The organism is Enterocloster clostridioformis (assembly GCF_020297485.1).
GTDB classification, from domain to species: Bacteria; Bacillota; Clostridia; order Lachnospirales; family Lachnospiraceae; genus Enterocloster; species Enterocloster clostridioformis.
Window position 1 is genome coordinate 4991026 of sequence record NZ_JAIWZC010000001.1, and the last position, 20338, is coordinate 5011363.

General features: G+C 51.3%; 17 protein-coding genes. 14 read left to right on the forward strand and 3 right to left on the reverse strand.

The window, feature by feature from the left end; all coding sequences use genetic code 11:
* The first annotated feature begins 93 nt into the window (after positions 1 to 93).
* Positions 94 to 1548, forward strand: coding sequence for a glutamate synthase-related protein (locus LA360_RS24985; RefSeq protein WP_022203224.1), 1455 nt, complete (start codon positions 94 to 96; stop codon positions 1546 to 1548).
* A gap of 6 nt (positions 1549 to 1554) precedes the next feature.
* On the opposite strand, the gene LA360_RS24990 is transcribed toward LA360_RS24985, so the two are convergent.
* Positions 1555 to 2070 carry a ferritin-like domain-containing protein gene (locus tag LA360_RS24990; RefSeq protein WP_022203223.1) on the reverse strand — a complete coding sequence of 172 codons (516 nt, stop codon included), beginning with the start codon at positions 2068 to 2070 and terminating at the stop codon, positions 1555 to 1557.
* Positions 2071 to 2758: 688 nt separating this feature from the next.
* Between LA360_RS24990 and aspS the strand changes: the two genes are divergently transcribed.
* The 6 genes from aspS (at position 2759) to LA360_RS25020 (ending at position 9634) form a co-directional block, all read left to right on the forward strand.
* The gene (gene aspS, locus LA360_RS24995) at positions 2759 to 4090 is read left to right on the forward strand and encodes an aspartate--tRNA(Asn) ligase (protein ID WP_022203222.1); all 1332 of its coding nucleotides are present in this window, start codon (positions 2759 to 2761) and stop codon (positions 4088 to 4090) included.
* Positions 4091 to 4123: 33 nt separating this feature from the next.
* On the forward strand, positions 4124 to 4417 hold the full coding sequence (gene gatC, locus LA360_RS25000) for an Asp-tRNA(Asn)/Glu-tRNA(Gln) amidotransferase subunit GatC (protein ID WP_002588296.1): 294 nt from the start codon (positions 4124 to 4126) through the stop codon (positions 4415 to 4417).
* Between the two features lie 13 nt (positions 4418 to 4430).
* Positions 4431 to 5954: an Asp-tRNA(Asn)/Glu-tRNA(Gln) amidotransferase subunit GatA gene (gene gatA / locus LA360_RS25005; RefSeq protein WP_022203221.1), complete on the forward strand. Its 1524-nt coding sequence runs from the start codon at positions 4431 to 4433 to the stop codon at positions 5952 to 5954.
* Entirely contained in the window at positions 5947 to 7395 is a 1449-nt protein-coding gene (gene gatB / locus LA360_RS25010; RefSeq protein WP_057571784.1) for an Asp-tRNA(Asn)/Glu-tRNA(Gln) amidotransferase subunit GatB, read from the forward strand. Before gatA ends, gatB begins: the two co-directional genes overlap by 8 nt.
* 187 nt (positions 7396 to 7582) lie before the next feature.
* Positions 7583 to 8872 carry an aspartate aminotransferase type Ic gene (locus LA360_RS25015; protein WP_022203219.1) on the forward strand — a complete coding sequence of 430 codons (1290 nt, stop codon included), beginning with the start codon at positions 7583 to 7585 and terminating at the stop codon, positions 8870 to 8872.
* Positions 8873 to 9061: 189 nt separating this feature from the next.
* The gene (locus tag LA360_RS25020; RefSeq protein ID WP_022203218.1) at positions 9062 to 9634 is read left to right on the forward strand and encodes a hypothetical protein; all 573 of its coding nucleotides are present in this window, start codon (positions 9062 to 9064) and stop codon (positions 9632 to 9634) included.
* A gap of 85 nt (positions 9635 to 9719) precedes the next feature.
* Here LA360_RS25020 and LA360_RS25025 read toward each other — a convergent pair whose 3' ends face one another.
* On the reverse strand, positions 9720 to 10907 hold the full coding sequence (locus tag LA360_RS25025) for an iron-containing alcohol dehydrogenase (RefSeq protein WP_022203217.1): 1188 nt from the start codon (positions 10905 to 10907) through the stop codon (positions 9720 to 9722).
* Positions 10908 to 11140: 233 nt separating this feature from the next.
* Between LA360_RS25025 and hflK the strand changes: the two genes are divergently transcribed.
* Together hflK and hflC are read left to right on the forward strand one after the other, a co-directional pair.
* Entirely contained in the window at positions 11141 to 12283 is a 1143-nt protein-coding gene (gene hflK, locus LA360_RS25030; RefSeq protein ID WP_002588302.1) for an FtsH protease activity modulator HflK, read from the forward strand.
* Entirely contained in the window at positions 12283 to 13164 is an 882-nt protein-coding gene (gene hflC, locus LA360_RS25035; RefSeq protein WP_002588303.1) for a protease modulator HflC, read from the forward strand. The genes hflK and hflC overlap by 1 nt, the downstream gene beginning before the upstream one ends.
* A gap of 162 nt (positions 13165 to 13326) precedes the next feature.
* Here the strand turns inward: hflC and LA360_RS25040 are convergent, their stop codons facing one another.
* Entirely contained in the window at positions 13327 to 14253 is a 927-nt protein-coding gene (locus LA360_RS25040) for a LysR family transcriptional regulator (protein ID WP_022203215.1), read from the reverse strand.
* A 143-nt stretch (positions 14254 to 14396) separates the two neighbouring features.
* On the opposite strand from LA360_RS25040, the gene LA360_RS25045 reads away from it, so the two are divergent.
* From LA360_RS25045 to LA360_RS25065, 5 genes are all read left to right on the forward strand, one after another.
* Positions 14397 to 14861 carry an Lrp/AsnC family transcriptional regulator gene (locus LA360_RS25045; protein WP_022203214.1) on the forward strand — a complete coding sequence of 155 codons (465 nt, stop codon included), beginning with the start codon at positions 14397 to 14399 and terminating at the stop codon, positions 14859 to 14861.
* A gap of 44 nt (positions 14862 to 14905) precedes the next feature.
* On the forward strand, positions 14906 to 15748 hold the full coding sequence (locus LA360_RS25050; RefSeq protein ID WP_022203213.1) for an aminotransferase class IV: 843 nt from the start codon (positions 14906 to 14908) through the stop codon (positions 15746 to 15748).
* A 94-nt stretch (positions 15749 to 15842) separates the two neighbouring features.
* The gene (locus LA360_RS25055) at positions 15843 to 16805 is read left to right on the forward strand and encodes an FAD:protein FMN transferase (RefSeq protein WP_089775442.1); all 963 of its coding nucleotides are present in this window, start codon (positions 15843 to 15845) and stop codon (positions 16803 to 16805) included.
* Positions 16806 to 16905: 100 nt separating this feature from the next.
* Positions 16906 to 17334, forward strand: coding sequence for a GtrA family protein (locus LA360_RS25060; protein ID WP_022203211.1), 429 nt, complete (start codon positions 16906 to 16908; stop codon positions 17332 to 17334).
* 15 nt (positions 17335 to 17349) lie between these two features.
* Positions 17350 to 20328 (forward strand): YfhO family protein, encoded by a 2979-nt coding sequence (locus LA360_RS25065; protein ID WP_089775440.1) that lies wholly within the window; start codon positions 17350 to 17352, stop codon positions 20326 to 20328.
* Positions 20329 to 20338 lie beyond the last annotated feature (10 nt).

Genomic DNA, 20338 nt, shown 5'->3' on the forward strand with positions numbered 1-20338 from the left:
TATAAAATGCTGGACATTGAGCTTTGTTTGTGCTATATTTAAAATAGTAATAATTACTATTATTGACGATGAACAAGAGAAGGGGGAAACATAATGGCAGTATACCGTTGCAGATTCTGTGGTTCTATTTATGATGAGGAAAAGGAGGGGGTACCGATATCCGATTTAAAGGTCTGTCCCGTGTGCATGGTCACGGCCGACAAGCTGGTGAGGGCAGAGGATGGAACGGGGGGAGGAAAGACTCCGGACAGGGAGAAGGAGGAGCCCGTTAAAAAGCAGGAGACACGGGAAACATGCAAAGACTGCGGCGGCAGAACAGGGGAAGCTGAGTCCTATGACCCTGAGTATGCCAGGACTCAGACCGACGCCCGCTATATGGACGAGATTCACGAGATGGCCGTGAAGGGACAGTCCATCATTGCTGCCATGGGAACCCAGATGCCCATGCCGGGCTGGGACGACATCCTGTTTCTGGGGGCTCAGCTGAATCCCATGCCGTTGGACGAACACGCCCCGGTAAAGACAGAAACCATTATAGGAAAACATGCGGCGAAGCCCATGGTGCTGGACCATCCGGTTTATATTTCACACATGTCCTTTGGCGCCCTTTCCAGGGAGACAAAGACAGCGCTGTCCAGGGGAAGCGCCATGGCACGCACAGCCATGTGCTCCGGCGAGGGAGGCATTCTGCCGGAGGAGAAGGCGGCGGCCTACAAGTATATATTTGAATATGTTCCCAACCAGTACAGTGTGACGGATGAGAACCTGAGGGAAGCAGACGCCATTGAAATAAAAATCGGGCAGGGCACAAAGCCGGGCATGGGAGGCCACCTGCCTGGAGGCAAGGTGACGCCGGAGATTGCGGCCATAAGGAATAAGCCTTTGGGGCAGGATATCATCAGTCCGTCGCGTTTCCCGGGCATTGACACAAAAGAGGATTTGAAGGGCCTGGTGGACAGGCTGCGCCTGGTATCCGGCGGACGGCCCATCGGCATCAAGATTGCGGCGGGAAGGATTGAGAAGGATTTGGAATTCTGCGTCTATGCCGGACCGGACTTTATTACCATTGACGGAAGGGGAGGGGCGACCGGAGCCAGCCCTAAGATTATCAGGGATTCTACCAGCGTGCCCACGATTTATGCCCTTTACAGGGCCAGAAAATACCTGGACCAGACAGGCTGCGGCGCCCAGCTGGTGATAACGGGCGGTCTGCGAGTATCTTCTGATTTTGCAAAGGCACTGGCTATGGGCGCGGACGCAGTGGCCATTGCTTCCGCTGCGTTGATGGCAGCCGCCTGCCAGCAGTACCGCATATGCGGCACCGGAATGTGTCCCGTGGGCGTGGCGACCCAGGACGAGAGGCTGCGCAGCCGCTTTAAGGAGGATGCGGCCGCGCAGAGAGTGGCTAATTTCCTCAGGGTATCTCTGGAGGAGATAAAGACATTTGCCAGGATTACGGGGCATGACAACATTCACGATATGGATGTGGACGATTTATGCACAGTCAGCAGGGAGATATCGGAATTTACCAATATACGCCATGCTTAAGGGCGGTCAGGAACAATATTCCCCGTATACCTTTTCAAAAATTTCCACATGCAGCCGTTCGTCCAAAATAATACGCCTTAAGTTTTCAGTGATATTTTCATCCCGTATGTAGGAAATCTGGTGCTGGTATTTGCTGATGGCTGCCTTTTCTCCGTCGATGACATTGCGCATCAGGGTCCGCAGCTCTCCGGGATACTGGTTGCAGCTGGGGGACCAGTATATCTTTTTACATCCGTGCTGGGTCCACAGCCGCGGTTCCTCCCCCAGCTGCAGGGCTAGTTTTCCAAATATATCCAGATGATGCATTTCCACGATGCTGACCTTGTGGAATACGGCGCTGACATCTGGATTGTATCCGGTAATCAGATGATTGAAGACATAGAGGGATATGGCGGACATCTCTGAATTGTTTCCGCCTATGTTGTCCAACATCACCCTTGCGTAGGCCGGATTCACGGATTCTGCCCTGACGGGTGGATAGGGTGCATCGGAGGAATACTGAAAATCATGGATGGATAACATCATGAGCTCCTTTATATGTATAGTAGTTTCCATATTGCAGTTTATGCCAGGCGGAGCAAAAATATGATATGCCGGGACCTGCTTTCCAACCGTTTCATGGAATGGCGGCAGACTCTTTCAATTATCACAATAAATATTCAGACATGGGATGATTTATAGTCAAATTATCTAAAATTCATCCCGGATAAACATTTGTCCTTGACTTTGAATCAGTGATGTACTATTTTAGTAAATAAATAATCAACAGCAATGAAAGAGACTCTGGCCTGAGAAATGTGACAGGAAGGGGGCGTCACCGACTGAGAGCGCCGCCGGGCAGGACTGGGCTAAGGGAACACTCTGGAGCTGGTATATCGAAGCGGTCAGGGCCTGAACCGGAAGATGCCGGGCAGAAGAGGGCTGATAGTAGGTATATCCGTTGTACACGTTACGTACGTAGAGAGGGGAGCTGGAAAAGCAGGGAAGTTTGCTGCGGGACCAGGTCTCAATGCGGGTGGTACCGCGGGAAATGTCTGAATTTAATCCCGTCCCGGAATGCAGTTACTGTGTTCCGGGGCGTTTTTTATTTGTGGACCAGACAGCCGGCTCATGTCCATGAAAAAAACAACCGGAACCGAAATCCAACTGGACATCAAAAGTACAGATGTCAAGTGCTCATAGCAAATGCTCATAGCGAGGAGAGAGAGTCATGGAATTTGTAAACGGAGTTAAGGAGAAGAGAGTCCTGGATATCAGGGAAGTGCTTGAAGGGGAATACGAGGGGAAGGAAATACGGATGAACGGGGCTGTTCATACCATACGCCATATGGGCGAGGTAGCCTTTGTCATCCTGCGCAAGTCCCGGGGACTGGTGCAGTGTGTATATGAGGCGGGGGGTACGGATTTTGACATCAGGGATTTGAAGGAAGAGAGCGCCGTGGAGGTGATGGGTGTTGTGAAGGCCGAGGAACGGGCGCCCCAGGGCTTTGAGATAAGGCTGAAGGAAATCCGGGTGCTGTCCCAGCCAGCAGAGCCCCTGCCCCTTGCCGTCAGCAAATGGAAGCTTAACACATCCCTGGAGACAAAGCTTTCCCTGCGCCCCATCTCCCTGCGCAATGTGAGGGAGCGGGCCAAATTCAAGATTCAGGAAGGCATTGTAAGGGGATTTCGGGATTATCTTTTAAGCCAGGGCTTTACGGAGATACGCACCCCAAAAATCGTGGCGAGAGGAGCTGAGGGAGGCTCCAACGTATTTAAGCTGGAGTATTTTAATAAGAAGGCAGAGCTGGGACAGAGCCCGCAGTTTTACAAACAGACCATGGTGGGTGTATATGACAGGGTGTTTGAGGCGGCGCCTGTGTTCCGGGCAGAGAAGCATAATACCACCCGCCATCTCAACGAATACACCAGCCTGGATTTCGAGATGGGGTATATCGACAGCTTCCGGGATGTGATGGATATGGAGACGGGAATGCTCCAGTATGTCATGAGACTTCTGGAACAGGAGTATAAGAAGGAGCTGGATATGCTGGGAGTGACCCTGCCGGAGGTGGGACGGATTCCTGCGGTCCGGTTTGACCAGGCAAAGGAGCTTGTTTCAAGGAAATATGACAGGAAGATACGCAATCCCTATGATTTGGAGCCGGAGGAGGAGCTGCTCATAGGACGGTATTTCAAGGAAGAGTATGGAAGCGATTTTGTGTTCGTCACACATTACCCTTCCAAAAAACGGCCCTTCTATGCTATGGATGACCCGGAAGACCCCAAATTCACGCTTAGTTTTGACCTAATGTTTCGGGGACTGGAGGTGACCACCGGCGGGCAGAGGATTCACGACTACAGGGAAATCACAGACAAGATGGAGAAGCGGGGCATGGATCCGGAGGACATTGCTTCCTATCTTATGATTTTCAAATACGGCATGCCGCCCCACGGCGGCCTGGGCATTGGGCTGGAGCGCCTTACCATGAGGCTCCTGGATGAACAGAATGTCAGGGAGGCATCCTTGTTCCCAAGAGATGTGACCAGATTGGAGCCATAGGGACAGGAAAATGACTGAGAGGAGCAGGAAATTATGGCAAATATCATAAGTGACGAGACAATCGAGTATGTAGGCATCCTGGCCAAGCTGGAACTATCCCCGGAGGAAAAGGAGGAAGCAAAGACGGATATGGGAAGGATGCTGGATTATATAGATAAGTTAAATGAACTGGACACACAGGGCGTTGAGCCCATGTCCCACGTATTTCCGGTGAACAACGTGTTCCGGGAGGATGTGGTCACGGGCGTGGACCAGAGAGACCGGATTCTCTCCAACGCCCCCCGGCAAAAGGACGGAGCATTCAAAGTGCCTAAGACTGTAGAGTAGGAGGAATGGGAACATGAGCATATTAGATATGACGGCCCTGGAGCTGGGAAGAAGGATTCAGTCAGGGGATATCACCGCGGTCCAGGCCGCAGAGGCATCTCTGGCACGCATAAAGGCCATGGAGCCATCCATCCATGCCTATGTGACAGTGAATGAAGAAAAGACCATGGAACAGGCCGGGAAGGTCCAGGCGGAAATTGAGGCGGGAAGGCTTAGCGGACCTCTGGCCGGAGTACCTGTGGCTGTCAAGGACAACATGTGTACGGAAGGAATGCGGACCACCTGCAGTTCCAGAATACTGGAAAATTTTATCCCCGCCTACACGGCCCAGGCAGTTGCCAATCTGGAGCAGGCAGGAGCCGTTATCCTGGGAAAGACCAACATGGATGAATTCGCCATGGGAAGCACCACGGAGACATCCGCCTTTGGCGTTACCAGGAATCCATGGAACCCGGAACATGCGCCGGGGGGCTCCTCCGGCGGTTCATGCGCGGCGGTGGCTGCCGGGGAATGCTTTTATGCCCTGGGGTCTGATACGGGCGGATCCATACGCCAGCCCAGCTCCTTCTGCGGCGTCACGGGCATCAAGCCTACCTACGGGACCGTGTCCAGGTATGGGCTCATTGCCTATGGCTCATCCCTGGACCAGATAGGGCCTGTGGCAAAGGACGTGTCGGACTGCGCGGCTGTCCTGGAGGTTCTGGCCTCCCATGACCCCAAGGACAGCACATCCATGGAGCGGAGTGACTGTGATTTCACCGCAGCCCTGTCAGAGGATGTCAGAGGAATGCGCATTGGCATACCGGAATCTTACTTCGGACAGGGGCTGGATCAGGAGGTAAAGGACGCTGTGCTGGAAGCAGCCAGGGTGCTGGGAGAAAAGGGGGCCATCGTGGAAACCTTTGACCTTAAGCTGGTGGAGTACGCCATACCTGCCTACTATGTGATTGCTTCCGCTGAGGCCAGTTCCAACCTGTCACGCTTTGACGGTGTAAAGTACGGCTACCGGGCGCCGGAATACGAGGGGCTTCACAGCATGTACAAAAAGAGCCGTTCCCAGGGATTCGGGCCGGAGGTGAAGCGCCGCATTATGCTGGGCTCCTTTGTGCTTAGCTCCGGCTACTACGACGCATATTATCTGAAGGCCCTCCGCACCAAGGCCCTGATTAAGAAGGAATTTGACCGTGCGTTTGCGTCCTATGATGTCATACTGGCTCCGGCAGCGCCGGCAACAGCCCCGCGGTTAGGCCAGTCCCTTGGTGATCCCCTTAAGATGTATCTGGGAGATATCTATACCATTTCCGTGAACCTGGCCGGTCTTCCCGGAATCAGCCTTCCCTGCGGCCTGGATTCAAAGGGGCTTCCCATTGGACTGCAGCTCATAGGGGACTGTTTTAAGGAAAAAAGCATCATACGGGCCGCCTATGCTTACGAGAAGGCGCGGGAGTGGAAGCTGCCGCCTGTGACTGCCGGGACGCCAGAGGAGCCGTCCGGCGTCACTGCAGGGGAGGCAGAGAGGAGGATGAGCCATGAGTAAACAGTATGAGACCGTCATCGGGCTGGAAGTCCATGTGGAGCTGGCCACCAAAACCAAGATTTTCTGCGGCTGTTCCACCCGGTTCGGGGGAGCGCCAAACACCCATACCTGCCCCGTATGCACCGGTATGCCGGGTTCCCTTCCCGTGTTAAATAAGCAGGTGGTGGAGTATGCGCTGGCAGTGGGACTGGCTGCCAACTGCCAGATTAACCAGTACTGTAAATTTGACAGAAAGAACTATTTTTATCCGGATAATCCGCAGAACTACCAGATATCCCAGCTGTACCTGCCTGTCTGCCACGACGGCTGGGTGGACATAGAGACTGAGTCCGGCCTTAAGAAACGCGTGGGAATCCATGAAATCCACATGGAGGAGGATGCGGGCAAGCTGATTCATGATGAGTGGGAGGACTGTTCCCTGGTGGATTATAACCGCAGCGGAGTCCCGCTGATTGAAATTGTGTCGGAGCCTGATATGCGCAGTGCTGAGGAAGTCATAGCCTACCTGGAGAAGCTGAGGCTGATAATCCAGTACCTGGGCGCTTCTGACTGCAAGCTTCAGGAGGGATCCATGAGAGCGGACGTGAACCTGTCCGTGAGAGAGGCGGGGGCGGCTGAGTTTGGCACCAGGACCGAGATGAAGAACCTGAACTCCTTTAAGGCCATTGCCAGGGCCATAGAAGGGGAGCGCAGGCGCCAGATTGAGCTGTTGGAAGACGGCAGGAAGGTAATCCAGGAGACACGGCGCTGGGACGACAACAAGGAGAGCTCCAAGGCCATGCGGTCCAAGGAGGATGCCCAGGATTACAGGTATTTCCCTGATCCGGATCTGGTGCCGGTGGTCATAAGCGATGAGTGGATTGCCCGGGTAAAGGCCCGCCAGCCGGAGCTGCGCACGGAGAAAATCGCCAGATACATGGAGGAATACGGTCTTCCTGAGTATGACGCCAGGCTTCTTACCAGTTCCAAGCACATGGCGGATATCTTTGAGGAGACCACGCGTTTGAGCGGACGGCCCAAGGAGGCCTCCAACTGGCTCATGGTGGAGGCCATGCGCCTGATGAAGGAGCAGGAAATGGAGCCGGAGGACATGAGGTTGTCCCCCTCCCATCTGGCTGCACTTATCGGCATGGTGGAAAAAAACACCATCAACAGGACGGTGGCCAAAACCGTGTTTGAAGAGATATTCAGGCACGATGCGGATCCTGAGGCGTATGTGGAGGAAAAGGGCCTCAAGGTGATAAGGGATGAAGGCGCCCTGCGCCGCACCGTTGAGGCGGTCATGGCTGCCAACCCGCAGTCCGTGGAGGATTACAGGAGCGGCAAGGAAAAGGCCATGGGATTCCTGGTGGGACAGACCATGAAGGCCATGAAGGGCAAGGCGGATCCGGCCATGGTGAACCAGCTTGTAAGGGAGCTGCTTGACGGCGGGGATGCATAAGCTGTGATAGAGACAGATGGAAAATGACATAAGTATACCTTTTGACAATATAAGAAAATTTTGTATTGACGGAATGCTTCAATTGGTGTATGCTTGTGTACAATGTACGAAAATGTTGACCGGTGGCTGACAGATGTATGCCTGACGGACACATTTTATAGAAAATATAGTGAGCCAGGAGGATATTATGAAGCCATATGCAGAGATGACAAAAGAGGAACTGCTTTCACTGCGTCAGGACCTGAAAGCACAGTACCGTGAGTTTCAGGCAAAGGACCTGAAGCTGGATATGTCCAGGGGAAAGCCGTGTGTGGAGCAGCTGGACCTTTCCATGGGTATGATGGACGTACTGAGCAGCACCAGCGACCTGACCTGTGAGGACGGTACGGACTGCCGCAATTACGGTGTGCTTACAGGAATTGACGAGACCAAGGTACTGCTGGCGGATATGATGGAGGTGAATCCTTCCACCATTATCATTTACGGCAATTCCAGCCTGAACGTCATGTACGATACCGTATCCAGGGCCATGACCCACGGAATCATGGGATGTACGCCATGGTGCAAGCTGGATAAGGTGAAATTCCTCTGCCCGGTTCCCGGATATGACCGCCATTTTGCCATCACAGAATACTTCGGCATTGAGATGATTAATGTCCCCATGTCCGAGGAGGGACCTGATATGGATATGGTGGAGGAACTGGTGGCTTCTGATGATTCCATCAAGGGAATCTGGTGCGTGCCCAAGTATTCCAATCCCCAGGGCTATTCCTATTCAGACGAGACGGTCCGCCGTTTTGCAAGGCTGAAGCCGGCTGCGTCCGACTTCCGTATATTCTGGGACAATGCCTACGGCGTACATCACCTGTATGACCATGACCAGGATCACCTGATTGAAATTCTGGCAGAGTGCAAGAGGGCCGGAAATCCTGATCTGGTTTACAAGTTCGCATCCACCTCCAAAATCAGCTTCCCCGGTTCCGGTATTGCGGCCATTGCCACCTCCCACAATAACCTGGAGGATATCAAGGCCCAGCTAAAGAACCAGACCATTGGCCACGACAAGGTAAATCAGCTGCGCCATGCCCGTTTCTTTAAGGATATCCACGGCATGGTAGAGCATATGAGAAAGCATGCGGATATCATCCGGCCTAAATTTGAGGCAGTGGAGGAGATATTGGATCGGGAGCTGGAAGGACTGGAAATCGGCCGGTGGACAAAGCCAAGGGGCGGATATTTTATCTCCTTTGATTCGCTGGATGGCTGTGCAAAGGATATCGTGGCCAGATGTAAGAAGGCAGGGGTGGTTATGACATCTGCGGGAGCCACCTATCCATATGGAAAGGATCCCCATGACAGCAACATCCGTATTGCGCCCACTTACCCCACGTTAGGGGATTTGATTACGGCTGCCGAGCTGTTTACCCTCTGCGTGAAGCTTTCCTCTGTGGAAAAGCTCTTAAAAACAATGGCATAATTGGAGGACGGATGCCTTCCAAGGAAAATGATTCAAGTGTAAAAGCAGGCACTTCATCAGATAATGATAGGGAGCGGCACATCGAAAGCAGATGTGCGAGCTCCCTTCCTCATTGTCCCGGATATCCAGGCAACAGGCGACCCGGGACAGATTTAAGAGCAGGGATCATCTGATAAAGGAGGCAGGACCATGCAGGGCCGGAATGTACGGTTTAAAGGAAAATACGACCTCTTCACGATTTATCTGATTCCCGGCGCGACCATATTCCTGGCATCCCTTGACAGCTGGACAGGCACCAACCTGTCTGTCCTGGGCAACCGGACCGGAAACAAGCTGCTGTTTGCGGTGTGGGGATTTGCCACCGGCATCTATTACTGTGTGTATGTGCGTTATCTTTTTCACATAGGAAGGTACAGAAATTCGGGAGGCAGGACACTCATGTATACAGCGGCAGTCTTTCTCCTCATGGCAGTTATGATTCCCTATATGCCGGAGGAATATCCCTTAAAGGCGGATATCCATGTGCTGCTGGCATTTTTTTCGCCGGTGCTGCTGGCTTTCAGCATCATTGGTTTCCTCCGCTTTCTCAGCTCCCGCGACCGGATGCGTTTTCGCAGGGCATGGGGTATCCTGTGGATGATGGCAGCCTGCTCCGTCCTCTTCCTCCTGGAAGCGGGCTTTATCACCAGTTTTCTGGAAATATTCATTATCACAGGCCTGTGCGGGTATCTGCGCTATATGGAACAGCTTCTGGCAACGTGAAAAGGGTGGGAAAGATGAATTCTTTCCCACCCTTTTCGGGCAGTAAAAACAAACCGTTTATATGGAGTGTAACACAAAAGGGGCATTAAAAATCCACTTCCTCGTCATAGTAGCAGCATTTTAACAGCTGTTCCATGACCTTTGGAGTGATAGACCTTGGGTTGGAGCCGGTGCAGGCATCGCCTACGGCCAGTTCGGCAACCTTTGGAAGCTTATCCATAAATTCCTTCTCATCGATAATTCCGCCCTCATAATCCTTTATGCAGGCCGGGATGTCCAGTGCCTTGTTCATCTCTAAGAGACGGGCAATAAGGGCATCGGTCAGTTCCTCCTCTGTTGTGCCGGGAAGGTTGATAAATTTAGCGATTTTTGCATATCTGGCGGCGGCCTCAGGTTCTTTGGAGTTGAATTTTATAACCTTGGGAAGGTACATTGCATTAGCACAACCGTGAACAATGTGACCGCCGGAATATGCAGCACCTGTCTTATGTGCCATGGAGTGTACGATTCCAAGCAAAGCATTGGAGAACGCCATTCCGGCCAGACACTGTGCATCGTGCATCTTATCACGGGCTTCCATATCCCCGTTATAAGAAGGTATCAGATACTCGTTAATCATCTCGATGGCATGGAGTGCTAACGGGTCCGTATACTCGCAGTGAAGGGTTGAGACATAAGCCTCGATTGCATGGGTCATGGCATCCATTCCTGTGTGCGCGGTCAGCTTCCCTGGCATGGTCTCAGCCAGGGCCGGGTCCACGATAGCCACATCAGGTGTGATGTTGAAGTCGGCCAGGGGATATTTGATGCCTTTCTTATAATCAGTAATAACGGAAAATGCGGTAACCTCAGTTGCTGTTCCTGATGTGGAGGAAATCGCACAGAATTTAGCCTTGGTACGCAGGGTGGGGAAGCTGAATGGTGTAATCAGGTCCTCAAAGGATGTGTCGGGATATTCGTAGAATGCCCACATTGCCTTTGCCGCGTCAATGGGAGAACCGCCGCCCACAGCCACAATCCAGTCAGGCTCAAATTCCTGCATGGCAGCAGCGCCTTTCAGAACTGTATCCACAGATGGATCAGGCTCAACGCCTTCAAATAATTTAACTTCCATGCCGGCTTCCTTCAGGTAATCAACTACCTTGTCCAGAAAACCAAACCGTTTCATGGAGCCGCCGCCCACAACAACAATGGCTTTTTTGCCGTTCAGGGTCTTAAGGGCTTCCAGTGCATCTTTTCCATGGTACAAATCTCTTGGCAGTGTAAATCTCATGATAATACCTCCCAGTATATGTAAAATGTCGTTTTGGTGTGTTATTTCTTTAACGATTATATCTTAACACCATTGGTCTGGAATGGGTAGGTATGAAAAAGGAATACCGGTATTCCTTTTCCGGCATCTCCCTGAAGGAATTATAAAATTATTGGAAACTCGGGGGAAATGCTATCCGGTATGTGAAACTTATGGTATACTTCTCTAAAATGACTGAGAAAGGGGTATACCGGATGAATTTTTTCATGGGTAAGAAGTTCGTGGGACCTGGAGGCGGTAAAAAAGACCAGGGACCGGAAGTAGTATTTGACAACGGGGAAGAAAGCAATAAGAGGATGAAGCGGATGCTCCGTCCCATAAAGATAGCCATTGTGGTGGCTGTTTTGGCCATTGCTGCCTTTGATTCTTTCTATACCCTGTCAGAGAACGAGATGGCAGTGCTGACCACCTTTGGCCGTCCAAGCAGCGTCACTACCTCAGGGCCCAAGTTCAAGGTGCCTTTCATACAGAAGGTACATAAGATGTCCAAGGAAATCAAGGGCATGCCCATTGGATATGACCCGGATTACAATGCACAAAATCATGCTGACAGCGAGAACAATCCGATAACGGTTACGTCTGAGTCAGAGATGATAACCAAGGATTTTAACTTTGTGAATGTGGATTTTTACATCGAGTACCAGATTGTGGACCCCATTAAGGCGTATATCCACAGCGACACGGCCATTCCTATTTTAAAGAACCTGGCCCAGTCCTATATAAGGGATACGGTGGGATCCTACAGCGTGGACGAGGTTATCACCACCGGCAAATCCGAGATTCAGGCAAAGGTGAAGGCACTGCTGTCTGAGCGCCTGGAGCAGGAGGACATCGGCCTGGGCATTAACAATGTGACCATCCAGGACGCGCAGCCGCCTACCGATGCAGTGAACAATGCGTTCAAGGCAGTGGAGGATGCAAAACAGGGTATGGACACCAAAATCAACGAGGCCAGGAAGTACCAGTCCGAGCAGCTTCCGGCAGCCAATGCAAAGGCCGACAAGGCTGCCAGGAATGCGGAAGCCTACCGCCAGCAGAGAATCAGCGAGGCGGAGGGGCAGGTATCCAGGTTCAACGATATGTACCAGGAATATGCAAAGTATCCTCTTATTACAAAGAAGAGGATGTTCTACGAGACCATGGAGGACATTCTGCCGGAGCTCAAGGTCATCATAAACGGCTCAGACGGGACTCAGACCATGCTTCCGCTGGACTCCTTTGTCACCGGGACCCAGAGCAGCACCGGTTCCCAGACTGGTTCCTACAGCAGCCAGTCCGGCGCCTATGACGTGGATGAAATGAATGGGGACAATGACCAGAACGGAGGCGGACAGTAATGAAGACATTGACTAAATTTATGAGAAATATGGGAATACTTGTTATCGTGCTCCTGGCTGTCACCATTTTTAATCCGCTGGTGGTCACAAAATCCAATGAGTACTCCCTGATTATCCAGTTCGGAAAGGTGGTCCGGGTGGAGAATTCGGCGGGTCCATCCCTCAGGGTTCCCTTCCTGCAGTCCGTGCAGAAGATACCTAAGTATAAGATGATTTCCGACCTGTACCCAAGCGATGTCACCACAAAGGATAAAAAGGTAATGACTGTTGACTCCTTTGTCATATGGGATATCAACGATCCGGTGAAATATCTGGCGTCCCTGAACGCCAGCAAGGAAAAGGCGGAGGTCAGACTGGGGAACGTGGTATATAACTCCATCAAAAACGTACTTTCCTCCACCAACCAGGCGGATATCATATCAGGCCGTGACGGGAACCTGGCTAAGACCATCACGGAGAACATCGGTGATGCCATGGATTCCTACGGCATTCACATCTACGCGGTGGAGACAAAGAAGCTGGACCTTCCCGACTCCAACAAGGAATCCGTGTACCAGAGAATGATATCCGAGCGAAACAACATTGCCGCCCAGTATACGGCTGACGGCGATTACCAGTCATCCCTGATTAAGAATGAGACTGATAAGACGGTGAAGGAGACCATAGCCAAGGCCAATGCGGAGGCAGAGAAAATCAAGGCGGAGGGCGAGGCCAGATACATGCAGATATTAAGCGACGCCTACAATGACGAGGCAAAGGCCGACTTCTATAATTATGTGCGCTCCCTGGATGCCCTGAAGGCTTCCATGAGAGGGGATAATAAGACTGTTATACTGAACGAGGACAGTGAGCTGGCGAGGATTCTCTCCGGATCATGGTAGAATGGGACACTGTCCTGTCTAAAGATACGGTTCCATATAAAGACGCTGTTTCATAGATACTACACTATGTAAATAGGTACAAACGGGATCTTAACGCAAAGCATAAGCCCGTCAGCCGCTGTAATTGAGGGGCTGACGGGCTTATGAAATTTATATGGCCGGTCAATCAGAGAGACGGCTTACCATCCGTGAGAGGCACCGGAGAAATTCCTCCTCTTCCTTGGAAAAGCGGTAGCCGCTTCTGTAAATCAGCAGGTCCTTGTGGATGTTTCCGGGATAACTGCATGTCTTTTGAATCAGGCCTGAGGAGGTGAGACAGCCGTAGGGCACAGGCGAAGTCCACATATAGGCACCGGGCAGCTGGCGCAGCAGCTCAAACTGGCTTCCCCTGTCATAGATGGAAACGGTTTTCTTGGAGTTGCCTCCGGTGGCAGAGGCATCCTGGGCCTCAAAGGTAAAGGAGGGGTTCTGGATGTCGCCCTGGACGATTTCAATGTAATCGGTAAAATCCAGGTAAGTCAGATTGTCCCCGGAGGCCAGGGGATGGCCGGAGGACATAAGGACATTGCAGGAAAATTGCCACAGCTCCTTCCACTCCAGGTTCTCATCCTGGAGAAGCTTCATATAATAAGATTCATAAAGGGCCTGACAGCGTATGATGCCCACGTCGAAGGTCTTGCCCGACACGCCGCGGATAATGTCCCTGGAATTGGTTTCCATGTAATGAACATTGACAGAGGGACAGCTGTCCATATTTTTAAGAAATTCAGAGAAGGCATAGGAAATATAGGTGGCTCTGGGAACGCACAGATTCACCTCCAGTGCTTTTTCGCTGTTCTTTACGCACAGGGCCTCGATCTGTTCCTCCTGCACCAGGATTGCCTTTGCATAGCGCAGGAATTCCTCCCCCTTTTTGGTGGGAACCATCCCGCGGCTGGTCCTGTCGAAGATGTCGCATCCCAGGTCCCGTTCCAGCTCACGGATGATTTTGCTCAGATGGGGCTGATTCATATAAAAATTCTGAGCCGCCTTTGTGATGGACCCAGTTTTTTCTACTTCTACCGCATATTTCAAATAAGAGAGATTCATAGTACAACTCCTGGATGATTTGTGTTATAATGTCCACGAAGCCCGTGACCGGGACAGAGGGCAGTGCAGAAAATGCATTCTATCCACCTACCAGTATATACTACGAAATCACATTTGAAAAGCTAAAATAACAGGGGGACAAGATGGATAAACTTGACTATAAGATACTGAACATCCTAAAAGAGAACGGAAGGGAAACAGCCTCAGACATCAGCAAAGCCATTCATTTGTCTGTATCAGCCGTACTGGACCGCATCAAGAAGATGGAAGAGTCCGGCATAATCAAGGGCTATACGGTAAGAGTGGATGCCAAGGCTCTGGGGAACGATGTCACAGCCTTGATGGAAATCAGCCTGGAGCATCCCAGATTCCATGACTCCTTCACGGAGGTTATCATGGACCACCCTAACATCCTGGACTGCTACTATCTGACCGGAGATTATGACTTTGTGCTGAAGATATCCTGCGCCTCCTCTGATGAGCTGGAGCGCATCCACCGCACCATCAAGAGCATACCCGGTGTATCTGCCACCAGGACCCATTTCGTGCTGAAGGAAATCAAAAACATGTATTCCGCCATACCGGAAGAAGAGAAGAGGCGGTTTTAACAGCATGTTCCAATGAGAACTTTATTAAAAAGGAGATTACATATATGAAAACGCTTGGTTATTATAATGGAAAGTACGGCGAACTGGAGAATATGAGCGTTCCCATGAATGACAGGGTATGTTGGTTTGGAGACGGCGTATATGACGCAGGTCCCTGCCGCAATTACAAGATTTTTGCAATTGACGAGCATGTTGACCGCTTCTTCAACAGCGCCGGCCTTATCAGGATTCAGGTGCCATGCACAAAGGCAGAGCTGAAGGCGCTGCTTCGGGACCTGGTAAATAAGATGGACACCGGAGATCTGTTCATTTACTTCCAGGTAACCAGGGGGACCGCTGTCAGGACCCATGAATTTCCGGAGAATGTACCGGCAAATCTCTGGGTTATGTTAAAGCCCATGGGAACACCGGACCTGTATAAGAAGATTCGTCTGCTCACCCAGGAGGACACCCGTTTCCTCCACTGCAACATCAAAACCCTGAATCTGCTGCCCAGCGTCATGGCTGCCCAGAAAGCAAAGGAAGCAGGATGCCAGGAAGCAGTGTTCCACAGAGGCGGCCGTGTGACGGAATGTGCCCATAGCAACTGCCATATCTTAAAGGACGGAATTCTCTACACGGCTCCTGCCGACAACCTAATTCTTCCGGGTATTGCAAGGGCCCATCTGATTCGCGTTTGTAAGAAACTGGAAATTCCGGTAAGCGAAACTCCGTATACCCTGAAGGAGATGATGGATGCGGACGAGGTTCTGGTGACATCCTCCACCAAACTGTGCGTGGCTGCCAGTGAGATTGACGGCACTCCGGTGGGAGGCAGGGCGCCTGAGACACTTAAGAACATTCTGGACGCTGTGATGGATGAGTACATGGAAGAGACCAAAGCCTAATGCGGCTGCCTTGACTTTTACAGGGCCGGGTGCTAGAATGTAAGGCATGAAAAATATAGGATTAAAGACAATAATAACAGCAGGTTTGATTATCATGTGCACGGCTTGGCTGGCAGGATGCAGCAAGAAAGTTGCGGATCCTGTCACCAGGTCGTCTTTTTTGTTGAACACATTTGTCACCGTTACCTTATATGATACAGAGGACCAGACCATTCTGGACGGCTGCATGACATTGTGTTCCGACTATGAGAAGCTGCTCAGCAAGACCCTGGAGGGCAGCGAGATTTATAAACTGAACCACCGCAGGCCGGGTGAGAGGACCGTCACCGTATCGGAGAAAACAGCCCAGGTACTGGCGGAGGGGCTGGAGTACTGCCGCATGTCCCGGGGGGCCTTTGATATAACCATAGAGCCTTTGAGCTCCCTGTGGGATTTTACGGGCAAGATGCCCCATGTGCCGCCCAGGGAAGAGATTGAGGCGGATCTGAAAAAGGTGGGATATGAAAATGTAATCCTGGATGGCAGGCAGATCACCTTCCTCAATGACGAGACAACCATTGACCTGGGAGCCATAGCCAAGGGCTTTATAGCGGACCAGATGAAGGCATACCTAGAAGATAAGGGAGTGGAAAGCGCGGTCATCAACCTGGGCGGAAATGTGCTCTGCGTGGGAGAACGGCCGGACGGCACTCCTTTTAAGATAGGGCTTCAGAGGCCGTATGCCACCCATACAGAGACTGTGGCCGCACTGAAAATTGACGGCATGTCCGTGGTTTCCTCCGGCGTGTACGAGAGGCATTTTGTGGAGGACGGCGTCAACTATCATCATATACTGGATCCTTCTACCGGGTATCCATATGAAAATGGGCTGACCCAGGTATCCATCATTTCACCCAGGTCAGTGGACGGGGATGGACTGAGCACCACCTGCTTTGCCCTGGGACTGGAAGAGGGGACCAGGCTCATAGAGTCAATGGACCAAATCTACGGCATTTTTCTTACGGAAGACGGGGAACTCCATTACACCAGGGGGGCCGAGGATTTCCTGTACAGATAATGGTTTTTTCTTTACAATTCCATGATGCTACCATATAATAGAAGGGATTATTGCTCCAGGGCTTGTGCGCGCGCACTCTGGAACAGGGCAGGAGCAGAAGATGTTACGTAAAATATGGGAAAAATGTGTTAACTATGAGACGATAAGCTACATTATATGCGGGTTTCTCACCACGGCAGTCGATTTTGCGGTATACGCCCTGCTGAGGAAGATTGAGATAGGCGTAGGCCTGTCCCAGGCCATGTCATGGCTGGCGGCTGTGCTGTTTGCCTATGTGGTGAACAAGCTTATTGTGTTCCGCAATTATAATCTGAGGCCTTCCTATCTTGTGAAGGAGGTGGGAGCATTTGTGGCGGCCCGGACGTTCTCAGGAGCCGTTACCTGGGTGCTCATGGTGGTCATGGTAAAATTAGGCGGTGACAGGGGAATGCTGTATGAGCTGTTCTGCAAATTCACATCCTCTGTAATCAACATGGTACTGAACTATATTTTCAGCAAACTCTGGATATTCAAGAATAAGCCTGAATAGAGAAAGGTGACTGTGATGGAACGTGAAGAGATAGAACGGGTTGAACGGGAGCTTGACGCAATCCTGAAGCTTGTGCAGCCGGAACCGACCATACAGGATAAAGCCCGGGAGGAAGCGCTTTCAAAGGAGCCGGTTTCCGGCGGGGAGAAGATGACATCAGAGGAATATGATCCGGAAGAGGATGCGTCGGATAATTATGCAGCAGATAATTATGAAGCGGATGGTTATGCGGCGGATGGATATGCAGCAGATAATTATGCAGCGGACAGTTATGCATTAGATAAGTACACATCAGACGAATATACATCAGAGGAAGACGAATACGGAATGGAAGAAGAGAATGAGACTGCCGGACAGGACAGGCAGCAGTACGATAAGAGAGAAACAGGGATGTTACGGACAGGAAACAGGCGCGGCCTTCGGCTGTTAAAGCCTTCGGACGGTCTGGTGGCAGCATTTTTTGTCCCCGTGGTGGCCATGATTATCATATTTGCCCAGAGAGGTATCTTTCCATTTGGGGAAGAATGCTTTCTCAGGACGGATATGTACCATCAGTATGCCCCGTTTTTTTCAGAGTTCCAGTATAAGCTGACCCATGGGGGAAGCCTGCTCTACAGCTGGGATATCGGCATGGGGGTGAATTTTTCAGCGCTCTATGCCTATTATCTGGCCAGCCCGGTGAACTGGCTTCTGATACTATGCCCGAAAAAGTTCATCATTGAGTTCATGACCATCCTCATTGTTCTCAAGACAGGACTGTCCGGTCTCAGCCTTTCGTGGTATCTGAAGAAACATTTTGGAGTTAATAATTTCGGCGTGGGTTTTTTCGGTATTTTTTATGCCCTAAGCGGTTATATGGCTGCCTACAGCTGGAACATCATGTGGCTGGACTGCATCATGCTGTTTCCGATAATTCTTCTGGGACTGGAGCAGCTGGTGAAGGAGAAGAGGGGGACGCTTTACTGTATCACCCTGGGCCTCTCTATCCTTTCCAATTACTATATTTCCATCATGATTTGCATTTTCATGGTTATTTATGTGATTGCCCAGATGATACTCAATCCGCCAAAGAGCTTTGGAGCGTTTATGGGAACAGGGCTGCGCTTTGCCTTTTATTCCCTTCTGGCAGGCGGTCTTGCCGCGGTGGTGCTTTTGCCGGAAATTTATGCGCTGCTGGTAACCGCGTCAGGGGATTTTGATTTTCCTAAGACATTTTCCTCCTATTTTTCCATCTTTGATATGATTGCCCGTCATATAGGAAATGTGGGAACCGAGATAGGGCTGGACCACTGGCCGAATATATACTGCGGTGCGGCGGTGCTCATGTTCTTCCTTTTATATCTGGGAAGCAGGAAGATTACCTTCAGGGAAAAGGCGGTGTACTGCACCATGCTGATTCTGTTTTATGCCAGCTTTTCCGTGAATGTGCTGAATTTCATCTGGCATGGATTCCACTATCCCAACAGTCTTCCATGCCGCCAGTCCTTCATTTATATTGCGCTGATGCTGTTCATGTGTTACCATGCCTACATTCATCTGGAGGATACGTCCTGGAAATCGGTATGTCTGGCGTTTTGGGGAGCTGTTTCCTTTGTGCTGCTGGCAGAGAAGCTGGTGAATAATCCGGAACAATACCATTTCTCCGTGTTCTATGTGGCGCTCCTGTTCATTGCCGTATATGGAGGTCTGATTTACCTGTACCACAAGGGAAAATGGAGTCTGGATGCCATTCTTCTCACTGCCTTGGCCGTGATTGCCATTGAGGCTGCCGTGAATACTGCGGTGACCAGCATCCCTACCACCAGCAGGACCGCCTACGTGAAAGATAACCAGGATGTGGAGGAGTTGGTGTGGAATATTAAGTCAGATACCTTCTATCGTGTGGAAAAGACAGACAGAAAGACAAAGAATGACGGCGCCTGGATGAATTTCCCGTCCGTATCCCTGTTTTCATCCACAGCCAATGCCTCGCTGTCGGATTTCTTCCGCAAAATGGGGTGTGAGAGCTCCACCAATGCCTACAGCATTGCAGGAAGCACCCCTCTGGTGGACAGCCTGCTGTCCGTGCGGTACGGCATATATGGGGACCAGCAGCCTGCCGATGGACTCAGAGATTTGTCCGCAAGAAAAGGGAGCATGTGGCTGTACGAGAATAAATTTACCCTGCCCGTGGCATTCTTGCTGCCATCGGATGTGGAGGGTAACTGGATAATGGATTCCGGGAACCCGGCCCATGTCCAAAACGATCTCTGCGATGTGCTGGATACTGAGCATGTGCTGCTGCCCAACGAAAGCGTTACAGAGGGCAGGAAACTTACATTTACAGCCGAAGAGACCGGAGATTACTACGTGTATGTGACCAATAAGAAGGTGAAGGAGGTCACGGCTGTAATCGGAGAGCAGACAGAGAGCTTTGATAATGTGGACCGGGGCTACTTCATGGAGCTGGGCCGCATCAATAAGGATGTGGAGGTGCGCCTGGAGGCAGGGGATGACGGCAGCCCGACTCTGCAGGCAGAGGTGTGGCGTTTTAACCCTCAGGCCCTGGAGGCTGTTTATGGGAAAATGAACCGGAATCCCATGGTGCTGTCCAGGTGGACGGATACGGAGCTGTCAGGCAGCATTACAGCGGATACGGCAGGCGTTATGTATACCAGCATTCCCTATGATAAGGGATGGACTATCCTGGTGGACGGCAAGGCCGCGGCGCCGCGGAAGATGTTTGACACGTTTCTGGCAGTGGATATCAGCGAAGGGACCCACCGAATCAGTTTTTCCTATGAACCGGAAGGACTTGGGACCGGGGCGTGGATTACCGGAGTCAGCGCGGCTGTCCTGGGAGTCACTGTGCTGGCCGGAATCAGCCGGAGGAAGAAAAAGGACCGTGCGGTAAGCGGATACAGCATAAGAAAGAACCACAAAGAGAACAAAAAGAGTCAGAAAAAAGAGAGCGGCAGCAAACAGGAAAACAGGACAAAAGAAAATGAGAAATAAGGAGATAAGA